The 18306-nt window shown below is 46.6% G+C and carries 4 protein-coding genes and 1 rRNA gene; 2 read left to right on the top strand and 3 right to left on the bottom strand.

Translation table 11 applies throughout. From position 1 onward, the window contains the following. The first annotated feature begins 63 nt into the window (after positions 1-63). Both FHS57_RS00025 and FHS57_RS00020 read left to right on the top strand, forming a co-directional pair. Positions 64-14178, top strand: coding sequence for a BspA family leucine-rich repeat surface protein (locus FHS57_RS00025; RefSeq protein ID WP_183970828.1), 14115 nt, complete (start codon positions 64-66; stop codon positions 14176-14178). A 181-nt stretch (positions 14179-14359) separates the two neighbouring features. Then, positions 14360-16588: a sodium-translocating pyrophosphatase gene (locus tag FHS57_RS00020; RefSeq protein ID WP_183970827.1), complete on the top strand. Its 2229-nt coding sequence runs from the start codon at positions 14360-14362 to the stop codon at positions 16586-16588. A gap of 161 nt (positions 16589-16749) precedes the next feature. Here the strand turns inward: FHS57_RS00020 and FHS57_RS00015 are convergent, their stop codons facing one another. The 3 genes from FHS57_RS00015 to rrf form a co-directional block, all read right to left on the bottom strand. Next, on the bottom strand, positions 16750-17664 hold the full coding sequence (locus tag FHS57_RS00015; RefSeq protein ID WP_445508833.1) for an ISAon1 family transposase: 915 nt from the start codon (positions 17662-17664) through the stop codon (positions 16750-16752). 10 nt (positions 17665-17674) lie between these two features. Beyond that, positions 17675-18037: an ISAon1 family transposase N-terminal region protein gene (locus tag FHS57_RS00010; protein WP_183970825.1), complete on the bottom strand. Its 363-nt coding sequence runs from the start codon at positions 18035-18037 to the stop codon at positions 17675-17677. 179 nt (positions 18038-18216) lie between these two features. After that, a 5S ribosomal RNA gene (gene rrf / locus FHS57_RS00005) occupies positions 18217-18306 on the bottom strand; the annotation flags it as partial.

The following is an 18306-nucleotide window of genomic DNA, read 5'->3' as shown; positions in this document are numbered from 1 at the left end:
TTTTAGGAGGGCTTGGCGATAGCCTTGTCTCATTCACTCTGAACACACTTAAATTTTTCTACCATGAAAACGTGTTTACAACCATTTACCCTAATACGGCTTATTTTTTTTGCCATACTCAGCTTTTTTACCCAAGCGGCAAAGGCTCAGTACGTAAACGTAGATATTGTACCAGATAACACTGGAAAAGTAACAGGTATTGGTATCAACCTCAACTGTTCTAGCTATTGCTCTGGGTATTCTCAGGGGCAGGCAAATATCTTTTTTACTCCCGCCCCTGAGCACGCACTGACAAATGTAGTTGGATACAGAATTACCAACAGCAGTGGAAATCAATCCCAAATTAACACAACCAATGGAAGTCTGGGCACACAAGACTGGTATTATGGCGGCCAGCTTACTGCCACCTTTTATGCTGCTCCGTCAGAGATAGACGTCCGAGGAAACGATATATCTATTCCCAGCGGTGACGTCACCCCCACAGTAAATGATAATACCCATTTTGGGGTACAATTAGCTCCCAGTGGATCACATACACGGTTGTTCAGAATTTATAATACAGGTATTGGTGCTTTAGGGCTCTCTGGAAATCCTAGAGTGAGTATCACAGGGGCAAATGCGAGCGATTTTCAGGTAACCACCCAACCGAGTTCAGACATAGTGGGAGGAAACTCTTCTATTTTCTTTATTATAACCTTTACACCCTCAGGTTTAGGAACACGTACGGCAACGGTTACGATAAACAATAGTGATAGCAACGAAGGCACTTATACATTTAATATTGCTGGAATAGGGGTAAATAACTTACCAAATATAAACATAGTAGGAAAAGGGCAAGATATTCCGCATACCTACAATGGCCCTTCAACAGATAATGATACAGATTTTGGTTCAAGAAATATAGGAGCGGGGCCAGTTGTTAAAACATTTACCATCGAAAATACAGGTACAGGTACATTAGACTTGAGTACGGGCACTGTCGTTCTATTTGATGGAACAGGAGCCGCCGACTTCTCCCTTGCTTCTCCCCCCTCCTCTTCGTCCATTGCTCCAAACGGTTCTACCACATTTCAAGTAGCCTTTAACCCTTCTGTTGTTGGATCCAGAAATGCTACTGTTTATGTCAATAGCTTTGCTCCTACCGAGCATCCATATTATTTTAGTATCAGAGGAACGGGGTTAGAAGGCTGCACCCAAGTCGCCTCTGCTACGCAATCAATGAGTTGGAACGGCTCAGTGAGCAACGACTGGACGAACCCCTGCAACTGGACTCCCAACGGTGTACCGACGCAGACCAATCCAGTTTCAATTCAATCGGGTGGGACAGTGGTTATCCCTTCGGGAACAACGGCCACCGCCAAGTCAATAACGCTCAATGGAAGCTTTTCAAACAGGCCATCATTGACCATTAATCAGAACGCCGCACTGCGCATGGGCAGCACCGAAAGTACTGTAACCAAATTTGAGATGGTGCAATATGCCACTGTGACCAACAATGGCTTACTCATCCTTGAAACAAGCGGCGGTAGTGGTGTCAACAGTACATTTGAAATGGGTTTTGATGACAACGTTTTCCATAACTACGGATCCGTTGTAATTAATTCTACCAACTCAACCCCTATTCAAATTGGTAATACTGGTTCCAATGGTCCTAGTGCTACTTTCAACAACTACGCCTGTGCTAGCTTTGCCAATTACAGCGGGGGAATGCTTCTCAATACTGTTGGTAGCTCCTTTTTTAACAATGCTGGGATGTTCAGAACGGTAGGGAATTTAGGGGCAGTAGGAACTTTTACCAATCAAAGCGGTGGGGTTGCGTTCATTGGAGGCACGCTCACTCATAATCAAATTACCTCAAATACTGGTTCGGTACGGGTAAATAGAAATGCTTCTGCCACAACAATGTTCACCTATACTGGCACTTACGCAGGTACCATTGAGATTTTTACTGATGCAGGACTTTCTAATTCAGCAGGTACGTACAATCAGGCGAACAACACCTTTACCCCAGCCAATACCCTTCCCGCAGGAAGTGTCCCCATCTTTATAAAAATAACATCGACAGCCAATAGTTGCAGCTACGTAGTGCCTAATACCTTTCAAAACGGCTGTGCCCAAGTCGCTACATCTACAGAGAATATGGGCTGGAACGGCTCGGTCAACTCCGACTGGACAAACCCATGTAATTGGACTCCCAACGGCGTACCAGGTGCAGGCAATGTAGTTCTTATTCCTACTGCCACTGTGTATCCGACCATTTCGACGGGCATCAATGCCACTGCTAAACAAGTATATATGACAGGGAATGCTAGTTTAACAGTAGGGACAGGGGCTAGTTTAACCGTTCAAAATAATGCTGTTGCGCTGTATTTACAAGATAATGCTCAGTTCATTAATAGAGGTACTACCACCATAACCAATACCAACGCCACTGCACAAAATCAAGGCGCCATTCAGTTAGCAGTCTCAACCACGGCTTTAGAAAACTATGGAACCTTAAATGCAAATGGTAACCAAAATTATGGAATGTATGCTGTTGGTACTTTCAACAACAAAACGGGTGCGACCCTTACTGCTTCAGGGTATAGAGGGGGTTATGTAGCAGCTGGCGGTAAAATCATCAACGAAAGCAATGCTACGATTAATGCCACGGGTAGCAATATTGGCTTGGTATTAGATGGACAAAATACAACCAGTAGTAACAGCGGTACTATCAACAGTAGTAAGATAGAAATTATCAATGCCACTACGTTTACTAATCAGAATTGTGGCGTCATCAAAATCACTGGCAACCTCGACATGTCAGGGAACTCGGTCTTTAACAATTACGGATATACCCTTGTCGGATCCGATTTAGGCCATTACGTAGCCACCACCAATAATTATGGCGTACTGAAATACAATAGCTTAACGGGAGGTGTGAACAATACGACCAACTCCGTTGTGGTCAACAATACAACCCCTATTTTTACCTTTGGGGCAACGTATAACGGCACAGTAAATGGTATTTTTACGAATGAAGCTGCGACCTCAGGTAACTCTGCAGGTACTTACACCCAAAATACCAATACCTTCACCCCATCGTCGAGCTTGCCTACAGGTTCACAAACCCTCTATGCTAAAATCACCCCCAATACAGGCGGATGTTTTTATGTAGTTCCGTTTACCTTTAACAATGCTGGCCAGCCTGATTATACCATCAGTACATCGGGTAATAACCTTGTCATCACAGACCTAACAGGAACGGGCGAAACGTTGGACATTACTCCAAATAGTACGAATATCCGTTTTAATGTAACAGGGAAAACATTCAGTCTAAACAATGGCCCTACGACCAACTTCCCTGCGGATGTACCTTTGAGTAGTTTAGCAAGCATCACAGTAAACACTGCTGACGGCAACGACATCATCAACATCGGCGCTCTCGGCAACAATCTCCCTTCACTAACCATCCACGGCGGCACGGGCGACGACCAAGTCAATTTTAACGAAGACATCACTTTTGCAACCAATGCCAACTTGGATGTGGATTTGCAGAACGATGACGGTAGCCCAGGAGTGGATGGCGTCACGTTTGCGATTAATACTAACATTGTGCTTCAAGGAACAGGAGCAGCGACTCTCAGAGTAAGCAAAAATGTCGTTTTCAATAACGGAAGCACACTCGGAACCAATAATGGTAACCTCACCGTAGAAGCAAACCAACAAACAAGTCCTACCGCTGGTAATTTCATCGGTGTATCTATGGGCAGTAGCACTCAATTGCAAGTCCTAGGTTCGGGTACCCTGACGGTCAAAGGAAAAGGAGGAAATGACGCATCGGGTAGTCAGGCAGGTATTCTTTTAAACTTTGGAGGAGTCATCTATGGAGGTAGCAATACCGTTTCGGTCATTGGTAACGGCGGTGCTTCGAGTGGAATCGGCAATTACGGTATTTTCATCCAAGGAAGTTCGGCTAAAATAACCTCTTTGGGCGGAGCCGTAACCGTAGAGGGTACAGGTGGTGGAACAGGGAGCAGTATTGGCAATGACGGGATAAGACTGGCTACTTCTGGTGAAATTACCTCTGCGGGAACGGGTGCGGTGACAGTCACTGGGCGAGGGGGTACAGCTCCAACGGGAATCAATAATGTAGGGGTAAATATACAAGCTTCGGCTAAAATCACTTCAGTAGGCGGGGCTGTTACGGTCAATGCCTACGGCGGAGGCAGTGGAGCTAGCCAATTGAACTATGGACTTTTTATGAGCCAAAGTGGCGAAATATCAGCTGGAGGTACTGGCACGGTAACTATCACGGGAGAAGGCGGAACTGCTACTGGTAGTTCAAACCACGGGATAGCATTGGAAGGCTTGATTAAGTCTGCGGGAGGAAATATTGCGCTTACAGGTAAACCAGGAGGCGGAAGTACGTTGACGTACGGTATCTATATGTCAAAGCAAAGCGGGGCTCCAGTCTCTAGCATTACTACGGAAGTTAGTGGCGGTAACATTGCAATTACTACCAATAGTTTACGAATAGTAGATTCACCTGATATCCGCACTAATTCGTCAGGCCGTGTAACCCTCAAGCCCTTCACGGCAGGTACAGCGATTGAGTTTTCTCTTGCCCCTGATGCCACCAATGGCCCCCTTATTTTATCGGATCTTGAACTTGATAGAATCAGCACGGGTACGCTTGTCGTCGGTGATGCGACGATGGGCGATATTACCGTTGGGACTGGAATTACTCGCCCAACACTTACCAACATGGAACTCATCAGCGGCGGCGATGTCATCATCAGTGGAGGAAGTATCAATACCAACGGCGGTACGCTCTTGCTCGACCCAGGCACGTCACCTAAAGTCATCAAACCTACCTTTAACGGAACGGATGTGACAGTGTTTACGCTGACGGTGGGGGGCGATTTAGACATTCCCATCAACGGTACGACGGCAGGAGACGGTACGGGCAGTACCTACAGCCAACTCAAGGTAGTGGGCGGGGTGAATTTGTCGGGGACCAACTTGGTGTTGAGTGGCACGCCTGCACTGGTAGGAGGAGAGACGTTTGTGATTGTGGACAACGACGGTACGGAAGCTGTCGGTGGTACCTTCAGTAATTTTGCTCAAGGCGCAACGCTTAGTAATTTTCTGGGAAGTGGTCGAAGTGCGACGATTAGTTACACGGGAGGAACCGATAACAATGATGTGGTGATTACGGTGGCAGCCCCTGCCGTACCCGACATCAACCTCAAAGGCAACAGTCAAAATATCGCAAGGGGTGACAATACACCCATCATTACTGATCACACAGATTTTGGCCCCGTCTCAGTGCCAAGCGGCTCCGTAACACGCACCTTTACCATCGAAAATACGGGAGCGGGAGCCTTGACGTTGGGAACAATTACGGGTGGAACCACCGATTTTGTCATCACGCAACCTTCGTTGACGAGTATTCCTGCCAATGGTTCAACCACCTTTACGGTGACGTTTGACCCTACCACAGCGGGTAAACGTACAGCCACCATCAGCATTCCGAGCAACGACCCCGACGAAAACCCTTACACCTTCGCCATCGAAGGCTACGGTGGAACGCCTTTTATCACAACTTGGAAAACTGATAACTCAGGTACTTCAAGCAGTACCTCCATTAGAATACCGACCACGGGTACGGGCTATAGCTACGACGTGGACTGGAATAACGACGGTATCTATGATGAGTTGGGGCTGACGGGCAACGTTACCCACGACTACGGTACGGCAGGTACATATACAGTGGCTATCAGAGGGACTTTTCCGCGAATTTATTTTAATGATGCAGGTGATAAGGCAAAGTTGTTGGCGGTAACTCAATGGGGAAGCGGTGCCTGGACAAGCATGGAAAGGGCGTTTGCGGGATGTATAAACCTAGAGGTTTCGGCTACAGATATTCCTGATTTAGCCAATGTTACTTCTACCCGGCACATGTTTTCTGGTTGCCAAAAATTAACAGGGCCAAACAACATAGGTAGCTGGAATGTAGGCTCTGTCACTGACATGGGATACATGTTTGCTGGATGTCTTCTTTTCAACCAAGCTATTAATGGTTGGGATGTGAGAGCCGTAACTACCATGAGATCTTTGTTTTTCGGAGCTACCTCCTTTAATCAACCGCTCAACGGCTGGCAAGTAGGTGCCGTGACCACGATGGAAGAGATGTTCAGCAATGCAGACGCATTTAACGGGAATATCGCGAACTGGGATGTAAGAAATGTTACCACGTTTAGACGGATGTTTTTTATGGCACCCCGTTTCAATCAAAATATTGGAAGTTGGCAACCGACGAAGGCACTTTCGACCTCACAAATGTTCTACGGAGCCACCGATTTTAATGGAAATATTGGCGGGTGGGATGTGCAGATGGTCAACGATATGTCTGGAATGTTCTACGGAGCCAGTCACTTTAATCAAGACATCGGTAATTGGCAAGTAGGTGCTGTTACTGACATGAGCACAATGTTTAGAGCTGCGGTTGCCTTCAATCAAGATATAAGCCGTTGGAATGTAAGTAAAGTTTTGGACATGAGTATGATGTTTTACGGTACAACTGCTTTCAATCAAAACATAAGTGGTTGGAACGTAAGCACAGTTACGAATATGGGCTTGATGTTTCACGAAACGTCTGCTTTTAATCAGGACTTGAGCTCGTGGGACATCAGAGCTGTCACTACCCTGTACGGGATGTTTGACCATGCGACGGCCTTTAACCAAAGTCTATCTTCGTGGGGAGCCAAACTTAATACAGGCGTTGACTTACGATTTTTTCTTGATAACTGCGGGATGAGTGTTGCGAACTATGATGCTACCCTCACTGGGTTTAGTCAAAGTACACTCACAAGCAAAGAAATGGGTGCCGCAGGTTTAAAATACTGTGCTGCCGCCGCCGCGCGCGCTACGTTGGTGGGAGCGACTGGAAGTGGTGGAAAAGGGTGGGTCATTACGGGCGATGCGCTCTCTTCAACGTGTACGCCCGACATCAACCTCAAAGGCAACAACGTCAGCATCGTAAGTGGTGACAATACACCCATCATTACTGATCACACAGATTTTGGCCCAGTCTCAGTGCCAAGTGGCTCGGTGACTCGTACGTTCACCATCGAAAATACGGGGGCAGTGGCCTTGACGTTGGGAACAATCACGGGAGGAACCACCGATTTTACCATCACGCAACCTTCCTTGACGAGTATTCCTGCCAATAGTTCAACCACCTTTACGGTGACGTTTGACCCTACAACAACGGGTAAACGCACGACAACTATCAGCATTCCGAGCAACGACTCTGGCTCGCCTTATACCTTTGCCATTGAAGGTTACGGTGGAAAGCCTTTTATTACGACGTGGCAAACTGATAAAGACAATCCAGCGCAGACCTCTATCACTATTCCAACTACAGGCACGGGCTATAGCTACGACGTGGATTGGAACAATGATGGTATTTATGATGAGTTTGGGCTGACGGGTAATGTCACCCACGATTATGGTACGGCTAATACCTACACGGTAGCTATTAGAGGCGCTTTCCCGCGAATATTCTTCGATAATGATGGAGCCAATAATAAGAAACTTTTGTCCGTCAATCAGTGGGGAGATATTGACTGGAAAAGTTTTGAAAGAGCATTTTTAGGATGTGATAACTTACAGATAAATGCCAGTGATAAGCCCGACTTGAATGATGTCACTAACATGAGCCGTACGTTTTTGGCGATATCCGCTATCAACCAAGACATCAGTGCTTGGGATGTGAGTAGTGTCGAGAATATGTCATTGATGTTCAGTGGCGTTAGCTCCTTCAACCAAAACATTAGCAATTGGAACGTAAGTAAGGTGACAAACATGGCTAGGATGTTTTCCGCGACAGCTTTCAATCAAAACATCAGTGGTTGGGATGTGAGTAAGGTGACAAATATGACTGGGATGTTTTTGGGGGCAACGGCTTTTGATCAAAACTTGGCGGCTTGGGGAACCAAATTCAATGCCAGTGTTGATTTAACAGAGATGCTGAGTAGTTGCGGCATGAATGTTGCCAACTACGACGCTACGCTAATTGGCTTCAATCAGGGCACAGTGACAGGTCGAAATTTGGGAGCAACAGGTTTGCAATATTGTACTGCTCAATCGGCTCGTACGAACCTAACTACCAACAAAGGCTGGACTATCGCGGGGGATGCTCTTTCTTCTACGTGTGCGCCAGAGATTAACCTCAAAGGCAATAGCATCAGCATTGTAAGTGGTGATAACTCACCAATTATCACCGACCATACGGATTTTGGGCCTGTCTCGGTACCAAGTGGCTCGGTGATGCGTACGTTCACCATCGAAAATACGGGAGCGGGAGCTTTGACATTGGGAACAATTACGGGTGGAACCACCGATTTTGTCATCACCCAGCCTTCTTTAACGACTGTTGCTGTAGGTAGTTCAACGACCTTTACGGTAACTTTTGACCCTACAACGGCGGGTAAACGCACGGCAACTATCAGCATTCCGAGCAACGACCCCGACGAAAACCCTTACACCTTTGCCATTGAAGGTTACGGTGGAAAGCCTTTTGTCACGACGTGGAAAACTGACAACTCAGGTACTTCTAGCGCTACTTCCATCACCATCCCGACCTTAGGTACAGGCTACAATTACGACGTGGACTGGAACAACGACGGTATTTATGATGAGTTAGGAGTAACGGGGAGCGTTACCCATAATTACGGTACGGCAGGTACTTACACAGTAGCTATTCGAGGGGATTTCCCAAGGATTCATTTTAACTCCGTAGGCGATGCTTCTAAATTACTGACGATTAGTCAATGGGGGGACATTGCTTGGACATCTATGAGCAGTGCTTTCAATGGTTGTAATAACCTGAGCGTTACCGCGACAGATGTCCCCAATTTATCTGGCGTAACGTCGCTTTCATCCATGTTTGCTAATTGTACGATTCTCAATGGCCCCGCAAATATCAGTACGTGGAATACAAGCACCATAACGGGGATGTCACGTATGTTCCAAGAAGCGACTTCGTTTAACCAAGATATTAGCAATTGGGACGTGAGTAATGTCACTAACATGTCGTTAATGTTTCAAAATGCGACGGCTTTCAATCAAAGCTTGGCGGCTTGGGGAACCAAATTCAATGCCAGCGTTAATCTAGGCAACTTCCTAGACAACTGTGGAATGAACGAGGTCAACTACGATGCTACGTTGATTGGCTTCAATCAGGGGACAGTGACGGGTCGGAGTTTGGGCGCACTAGGGCTAAAATATTGTACTGCTCAATCGGCGCGTAACAATTTGATTACCAACAAAGGCTGGACTATCACGGGTGATGCTCAAAATATTGCCTGTACCTCTCCCGACTACACCATTACGACCACAAGCGGAAACATAGTCATTACCGATGCCAAAGGCACGGGCGCAACGTTGGAGGTAAGTGAAAACAGCGGTAAAATCCGCTTTAACGTCACGGGTAAAACGTATAACATTGACGGCGGTACCACTACGGCCTTTACGACGCCAGCGGAAGTAGTTCTTTCGGGTAAAAATAGTATTACTGTCAACACGGCTGGCGGCAACGACATCATCAACGTTGGGGCATTTACAACCCAATTGCCCACATTGACCATCAACGGTGGCACGGGAGACGACGAAGTCAATTTGAATGGTAACATCACGTTTGTCAGCAATGCTAACTTGGATTTAGACTTGCAAAATGATGACGCTACCGCGCCTGGAACGGATGCTTTGAGTATCGCTGCTAATGCGATTGTCACCCTCTCTGGCACAGGCACGGCCACGGTGAAAGTAAGCAAAAATGCAACCATCAATTCAGGGGGTAGTTTGCAGACTCAAAACGGAAATTTAGTCGTGGAAGCCAACCAACAGACAACGCCTTCATCGGGCGATTTTGCTGGTGTTGATGTCAATGGCGGCTCGCTAAAAGTAACAGGCAGTGGCCAAACAGCCATCAAAGGAAAAAGTGGGGTTGCTGGCTACAAAGCAGGGGTTTCAGTAAGCAATGGTGGTATCATTGAAGGAGGAACCGCCGCGCTTTCGGTAACGGGAACAGGTGGTACTGCCGCTTATAATGAAAACATTGGCGTGTTGGTCACTGGTACAAATTCTAAAATTACTTCTTTGGGAGGGAATGTGAGTGTTGTAGGCCAAGGAGATGGCATGCCAGGCGGGTATAACCAACACGGTGTTGCAGTCAAATCCTCGGGGATGATTACCGCAGGTGGAACGGGTACGGTGACCGTACAAGGCACAGGAGCTAGTCAGACAGACGGTTACACCTTTGGGGTACACCTTAATGCAGGTACCATCACTTCTTCAGGAGGAAATGTAAGCGTAACAGGTCAAGGTGGGGGCAGCAACACCGCTAACCATGGTATCTATCTTGAAAGTTCAGGATTAATTTCTGCGGGTGGGGTGGGAACAGTAACGGTTCAAGGCAGTGGCGGAAGCGGCACGAATGGCTACCATCAAGGCGTTTTTCTAAAATCGAGTGCGATTACTTCTACCAATGGCCACATTAGTGTCACTGGCCAAGCAGGGGGCGCAAGCACCAGTAGCGCCAATACAGGTGTTTTACTGGATGCTACTAGCCGTATTGCGGCGGGAGGAACTGGGAATGTCACGGTACAGGGTACTGGCAGTAGCTCGGCAAGCACCGCTTCGTTTAATTATGGTCTTCAGCTTTCTGGTTCCAATAGCCAAATTAGTACCAATAACGGTAATATCCGACTCATTGGTCAGGGCGGGCAAGGGGCCAATGGTTCATTCAATAATTCTACGGGCAATACGGGCATTGGGCTAAGTGGAAAAGTTCTTGCGGGGGGTACAGGTACTATTTACATAGAAGGTACGGGTGCAAACCAGTCATTTAGCGATGGGGTAGAGGTTGATAATTTGGTCACAACCAATGATGGCACCATTACGATTATTGGCGTAGGGGGAGCTGATGCTACAGCATCCAATGGAAGTGTAGGGGTTGACTTAAATGGCACCGTTACGGCGGGGAATGGGAAAGCAATCAACATTCAAGGAACGGCTGGAAGCTCAACTGGCCCCTATAATCAAGGGGTTTATATTCGCAGGACTGTCAATAGCACCTCAGGAGGTGCCATCACCATAACTGGCATTGAAGGCGGTAGCGGCGTGGGTATTGAGATTGAATCACTTTCTGGTGGACAAATTACAACAGCGAGCATGGGAGGAAACATTTCGCTGATTACCAACAGTATTGACATTAAAAATACGGCGGTCATCAGTACCAACTCGGCCAGCAGTGTGATACTTCGTCCTTACACCAATGGCGTCAATATCGACTTGGGAGCAGCGACAAATTTGCTAGGCGGACCTTTGAGCCTTTCCGACGACGAACTTGACCGCATCACGGCGGGCACGCTCCAAATTGGTGATGCCAACAGCGGTGCCATTACCATCAGTGCGCCCATCAGCCGCGCCGCCGCCACCAATGTCAACCTCACGACGGCAGGGGCGGTTAATTTGAACGCTTCAGCTTTGGCAATCAACGGGGGCAACCTTGCCATCAACGCAGCGGGAGGCATCAACCCAACAGTTGCGGGAACGGATGTCAACGTCGGAACCGTGTCGTTTGCCTCGGGCAATGACTTGGCCATTGCCATCAACGGAACTACGGCCGATACCGACTATCGTCAGCTCAACGTAGCAGGTTCGGTCAACCTGTCGGGACTTGATTTAGTACTCAGCGGTAGCCACGTGCCCGTGTTGGGACAAACGTTTGTGATAGTCAACAACGACGGTAGTGATGCCATTCAAGGTACGTTCAACGGCTTGCCTGAAGGCTCAACGATTGCACCATTCTTGGGAGGTCAGTTAAACGCCCGCATCAGTTATGTAGGTGGCGATGGCAACGATGCGGTATTGACCGTCATTGCTTCGGTGGAACTTCCAGCGAATACTGCCAACGTAACCATTTGCAAAAATGCGACGGCGTCGTTGACGGCGTCGTGCAAAGTAGGTCAAGTAACGTGGTACAACGCGGCAGGTACCACTCAATTATTTGTGGGCTCACCGTTGGTGACGCCAGCGCTTACGGCAAGTACGAGCTACAAAGTTCGTTGCGAATTAGCACCTCAATTGAGCGGATTTGTGGATGTGATGGTAACAGTAGTGGTTCCGCCAACGATTACCCTAACTACCCTTCAACAAACCCTAAACGAAGGTAACAACCCAGTTTTGTGCGACACAGATGCCAATCCTGTTAATGGTTTACAGTTTAATGTTACGGGTTTGTGTGTTTCAGGTTCACCCGTTTGGCGCGTTCAAGTTGGTAGTGGTGCATGGAGCAACTGGTCGGCGACAGCCCCAGTTTCCCAGTCCTCCAATAACCAACCCCACCGCTACCAAGCAGCTTGCGACGCCAATTGCGCTTCGACCTATTCGGGAGTCATTGAATTGACAATTAATAACCGTGCCTCTGTTCCGCAAAATGTGTCGCTGTTGGTGGATGGCGTAACAGTTGCCGTGGGCGAGACGAAAGAAGTGTGTAGTTTGGTGAATATGCCTCTTACATTTAACGCCAATTGTGCCACGGGTGAAGTGATACTTTATTCCGTTGACGGTGGCGAATACAGCGCGGGCGTACCTGTAGGCTTGGTGGATAATCAGTACCACAATTACCGCGTACGTTGCCGCAAATCGGACGGAACTCCATCGTGTGTGGAGTCAGAGTCGGGGGTGATGCGCTTAAAACTGGTTACCATTCCATCGGCACCGACGGTATCATTGCCATCGACAAGCAGTTGTAACCCATCGGCGAGTTTCAGCGGCCAATCAACGTGTGGAAGTTTGCGCACAGTTTGGTACAATGCGACCACGAACGTGGCATTGCCAAGCCTTCCTTCAACCGTTCCAAGTCAAACGACGTCGTACTACGCTCGTTGCCAAACGGAAAATGGGTGTGTGAGTGACAAAAGTAACGTAGTGACGTTCACTTTAACGCCAACGCAAGTAGCGCCCGTGATTACGGCAAGTCAAGAGATTGTGTGTACGGGTACAACGGTCACGATTTCGGCCAACTGCCCCGCAGGAAGTCAGACGTTCTGGAACACGGGTGTCACTGCACCAAGTTTTGAGGTTGCTTTCAGCAACGTAACGAAGCAAACGTATTGGGCAAAGTGTCTCTTCGACGGCGGTTGTCAGAGTTCGGAAAGTATTCGCAAGGATATTTACTGGAATGCGTTTGTGGTGACGTTGATAAACATTGGTGAATCAAAATCGGCAGTAAAACCAGCGAACGATAAGTCGTTGTGGAGTAGTCAATTCATCACCCGCGACGGTGGTCCCGAATTGGATCAAAGTACGCAAGTAAATCCGACGTTATTTTACGTAGAAAACGCGAACAAAATGGCACCTCGCTACTGGACTATCAACGTAGAAGCCTGCGGATTAAGTACCGATGGTTCGTTGACCTTTGACATGTTGGCAACACCCGAAATGGGCGTGATTCGTTCTTTCAACACGCACGAGAACAACGCACCGTATTTTATGTACGCCAACCGTGAAGGCTGGACGGAGCTATACGCTCAAAACCACCCCGCGTACGGTTTTTACCAAGACAATGGTGTGGGTGGTAACGTCTATGACACTGGTTTACCAAAAGGATTGTACAAATTAGGCATTCGTTACTGGGACCAAAAGGGTTGGGGCAGCATCTACCCTGCAACGCGTCAACCGCAAGGCAATGTGCTGGCGTATCAAGAATATTGGTTCCGTATCCAATCGAAAGATGGGGTAGGCGTAGGAGCAGCGAGGACAGCGGAGAGCGAAGAGGCAAATGGCAAAGGGCAAGGAGCAAGAGGCGAAGGGCAAGAGGCAAATGGCAAATGGCAAGGGTCGGATAACGGAAAACAGATAACGGATAACGGATCTTTCGCCACCGTTCTCCCCAACCCTGTCACCAACATCCTTCGCTTAAAAGTGCAAGATGGCAAAGCGCAAACGGTGCAAGCGGCTTTAACCGATGCTTCGGGTAGAGAGATAGTACGCCGTCAATTTGTACCCGAAACCAATACGCACCAGGAAGAGTTTGGCGTGAGCGAATTACCTGCGGGGATGTATTTCTTGAAGGTGACGACTCCTGAAAAACAAGCAACGCTGAAAGTTGTAAAAGTAAATTAAGGTTCGTTTATCAATTTTTGGCCCTGTTTTAGTGACACTCACTTAAAATAGGGCCAAAAATTGTACAATAACGATATAAAATCAGCAATTAACTAAGATTTGGGTTGGGTAAATGAATCACGTTCTGCTATATTTGCCCGACATTTTATATAAATATTCAACTAAATCTTTTAACCTACGCATGAATAGTATCGTTTACCTTGTCCCAGCTTTTGGGGCTATTGGGCTTCTGTACACCGCTTGGCGTTTCAACTGGGTTGCCAACCAACCTGCTGGCGACGACAACATGAAAAAGCTATCAGGCTATATTGCCGATGGCGCCATCGCTTTCTTGAAAGCTGAATGGAAAATTTTGGCCTACTTTGCCATTCCTACCGCCTTAATTTTGGCGTATCTGGGTAGCCAAACCGAAGCCAATGGCATCGAAATACACTCGTCTCCACTTATCGCTGTCGCGTTCTTGATTGGAGCAGTGTTCTCAGCTACTGCGGGGTACATCGGTATGAAAGTGGCTACCAAAGCCAACGTTCGCACCGCCCAAGCAGCCCGCACTTCACTCGCCAAGGCTCTTAACGTATCTTTTACTGGTGGCTCCGTTATGGGTATGGGCGTGGCAGGTTTGGCCGTATTGGGTCTAAGTGGCCTATTCATTGTTTTTTATCAAATGTTTGCGGCAGGCCAGCCACTTACTTCGGTCGAAATGAAAAAAGTAATCGAAGTCTTAGCTGGTTTCTCGTTGGGCGCTGAATCTATCGCGTTGTTTGCGCGGGTAGGTGGTGGTATTTATACCAAAGCTGCCGACGTAGGCGCTGACCTTGTAGGAAAAGTGGAAGCAGGTATTCCTGAAGACGACGTTCGTAACCCAGCAACTATCGCTGACAACGTAGGTGACAACGTGGGTGACGTAGCAGGTATGGGTGCTGACTTGTTCGGTTCGTACGTAGCAACAATTTTGGCTACCATGGTTTTAGGACAAGAAATCAACGTTACTGATAACTACGGCGGCTTCTCCCCTGTTCTTCTTCCTATGTTGATTGCAGGTGTAGGTTTATTAGCCTCTTTGGTTTCTACATTTTTTGTACGTATAAGCAATGAAAACGCATCCGTTCAAAATGCTTTAAACATTGGCAACTGGGCATCAATTGGTATCACATTTGTAGCTTCGTATTTCCTTGTAAAAAATATTTTACCAGAAAGTCTGGTTCTTCGTGGCTTTGAATTTACTTCTGATGGTGTATTTTATTCAATTGTAGTAGGCTTAATCGTAGGCGCATTGATGTCGTATATTACCGAATATTATACGGCTATGGGCAAACGTCCTGTTAATTCAATTATCGAAAAATCAGGTACAGGACACGCTACCAACATCATTGGTGGTTTGGCAGTAGGTATGGAGTCAACCGTTTTACCTATCATTGTGTTAGCTGCGGGTATTATTTTGTCTTACAAATTCGCTGGTTTATACGGTGTGTCTATTGCAGCAGCAGGTATGATGGCAACCACAGCGATGCAATTAGCAATCGACGCCTTTGGACCTATTGCTGACAACGCGGGGGGGATTGCTGAAATGTCGCAGCTGCCTTCAGAAGTACGCGAACGCACGGATAACTTGGATGCCGTAGGTAATACAACCGCTGCTACAGGGAAAGGCTTTGCGATTGCTTCTGCAGCCTTGACTTCGTTGGCATTGTTTGCTGCTTTTGTAGGAATTGCAGGCATTTCCCAAATTGATATTTACAAAGCCGACGTACTAGCAGGCTTGTTTGTAGGCGGCATGATTCCGTTCATTTTCAGTGCATTGGCGATCTCCGCTGTAGGTAAGGCCGCCATGGAAATGGTAAATGAAGTTCGCCGTCAGTTCCGCGAAATTCCTGGCATTATGGAATACAAAACAGAGCCAGAGTACGAAAAATGCGTGGCTATTTCAACTGAAGCTTCAATTAGACAAATGATTTTACCAGGAGCAATTGCTTTGATTACTCCCGTGCTTGTAGGTTTCACTATGGGGCCTGAAGTATTAGGAGGTTTATTGGCAGGTGTGACAGTTTCAGGCGTATTGATGGGAATGTTCCAATCGAACGCAGGTGGTGCCTGGGATAATGCAAAAAAATCGTTTGAAAAAGGGGTAGTAATCAACGGAGAAACTTTCTATAAAAAGTCAGAACCTCACAAAGCGTCGGTGACTGGGGACACTGTAGGTGATCCATTCAAAGATACTTCTGGCCCTTCGATGAACATCTTAATCAAGTTAATGTCTATCGTATCATTGGTCATTGCTCCATACATTGCCGTGAATGGCGGTCACGAGCATAGTGCAACGAAAGAAACGAACAAAGTAAGTTCAGTACAAACCACAAAAGTAAGCACATTCACCAAAGCATCGGCTCTTGGTCAAATTGCTTCAAAATAGTTAGAGTACAAGTACTCCCGTAATTAAAAATAGCCGCCTCAAAAGCAATTTTTGGGCGGCTATTTTTATATTCCCAATAGTGGTTTTATAGTTTTTTGGGGATTAAGTACAAAAGTTGTGGAGCACCTTACACTAAGCATATAACTGTGTTAGGAAGAATTCTACATTTCTTCCCCTCTGAAGTGACTTCTGAACGCTTTTATTTTGGCGTTAAAAGACTCGGCCGAAGCATTGGTACTTCTATTATCAAAATAGTTTAAAATCGTTTCGTAATGATTTTGGATGGAACGCGCCACGGTGTTGAAGGCTTTGAATCCGGACTGACGCACTTTTTCATGCCATTTGGCCAGTCGGGCCAATCCATACAGTTTATCGTGGGTATTCTCAAAAATATGGCTCAAGGCCATGGTCAACTCATAAGCTTTTTTCAAATCAGGATAGCGCTCAAAAAGTAGTGTTGCCCTTTGTTTTTGATTCTCTGTCCAATCTTTCTCCTTTTTGTAGAGCACATACCTGCTACGAGCTAATAATTGTTTAAGGGTGTCTCCATTGGAAAGTACTTCCGGTTGATAGTCTGTTTGAGTGGCTTTTGCCTGCTCAATAGCCTCATTTTCTGCCTCAATGGCTTGCCAACGATACTTGATTCTGATCTCCTGTAAAGCCTCCGAAGCCAATTTTTGTACATGGAAACGGTCAGTGACTTGGGTAGCCAAAGGGAAACAGCGCTTGGCGATCAATGCCATATTCCCTGCCATATCTAATGTAATTTCAGTCACCTTTTTACGCGTTTTCAAGGGAATTTTCCGAAGAATCTCAATCACCGTTTCAGCCTTTGTACCCGCAATAATACCCACAATACTTCCTTTTCGCCCCTTGGCAGCTTTATTAGTAAGAATCGTATACAACTCCCCATCCGATAGGGAAGTCTCATCAATGGAAAGATGCGTACCCATGTTTTGAACATACAGCAGCCATTGTTTAGCATGAGCCTTTTGAGCCCATTGCTTAAATCCACTCTGAGATTCTTTGTAGTGACGCAATAGATTTTTTCCATTGACCCCGTAAAAACGCCCAATGGTATGGGTGTCATTCGGGGTCGTATCGATGTATCTGTTTTAAAAAAGCCGCAAATTCCTGTGTCATTCGCGTGCCTTGAGCTACTTGATTCCAATCCCGTTGTTGAACTTTTCCTGTAATGGTATTCAGCCAGCGACGGCGCTTGATATGAAGAAATACCCGTTTATCTCGAATGGGAAAGTCTTGAATCGTAATCTCAGGTAAATAGCCTTTCGATAATAAATTCTTATTGGAAAGATATTGGGCTTCATAGTTCTTCTCTTGGAGATAAAGATGAAGCACAGTCGATACCGATTCAACTTTGAGTAATTCGTAGTAAGTTAAAATAAAGTCAGGTAAGAGGTACTCTACTAAAGCAAGGTAACTTTCCAAAACAAATAGATTTGATTAAAGGCACAAACCTAAAAAAATCCAACGCTCTCCACAACTTTTGGAATTGATCCAAAAAATACAACACTTTCCACAACTTTTGGGATTGCCCCACTAGTGGGGAGTAAATTGTATGACAAAAAAAGAGGAGCTCGTTTCTGAGCTCCTCTCGGATTTTAATATTGTGGCGGCTACCTACTTTCCCACATTTTATTGCAGTATCATCGGCGGAGTGGGGCTTAACTTCTCTGTTCGGAATGGGAAGAGGTGAA

This window comes from Runella defluvii (genome assembly GCF_014195535.1).
Lineage (GTDB): Bacteria > Bacteroidota > Bacteroidia > Cytophagales > Spirosomataceae > Runella > Runella defluvii.
This window is presented reverse-complemented; position numbering and strand designations above follow the sequence as displayed.

Coding starts and splice junctions, on each gene's coding strand:
- FHS57_RS00025 (WP_183970828.1), top strand. CDS start 64: ATGAAAACGTGTTTACAACCATTTACCCTAATACGGCTTATTTTTTTT.
- FHS57_RS00020 (WP_183970827.1), top strand. CDS start 14,360: ATGAATAGTATCGTTTACCTTGTCCCAGCTTTTGGGGCTATTGGGCTT.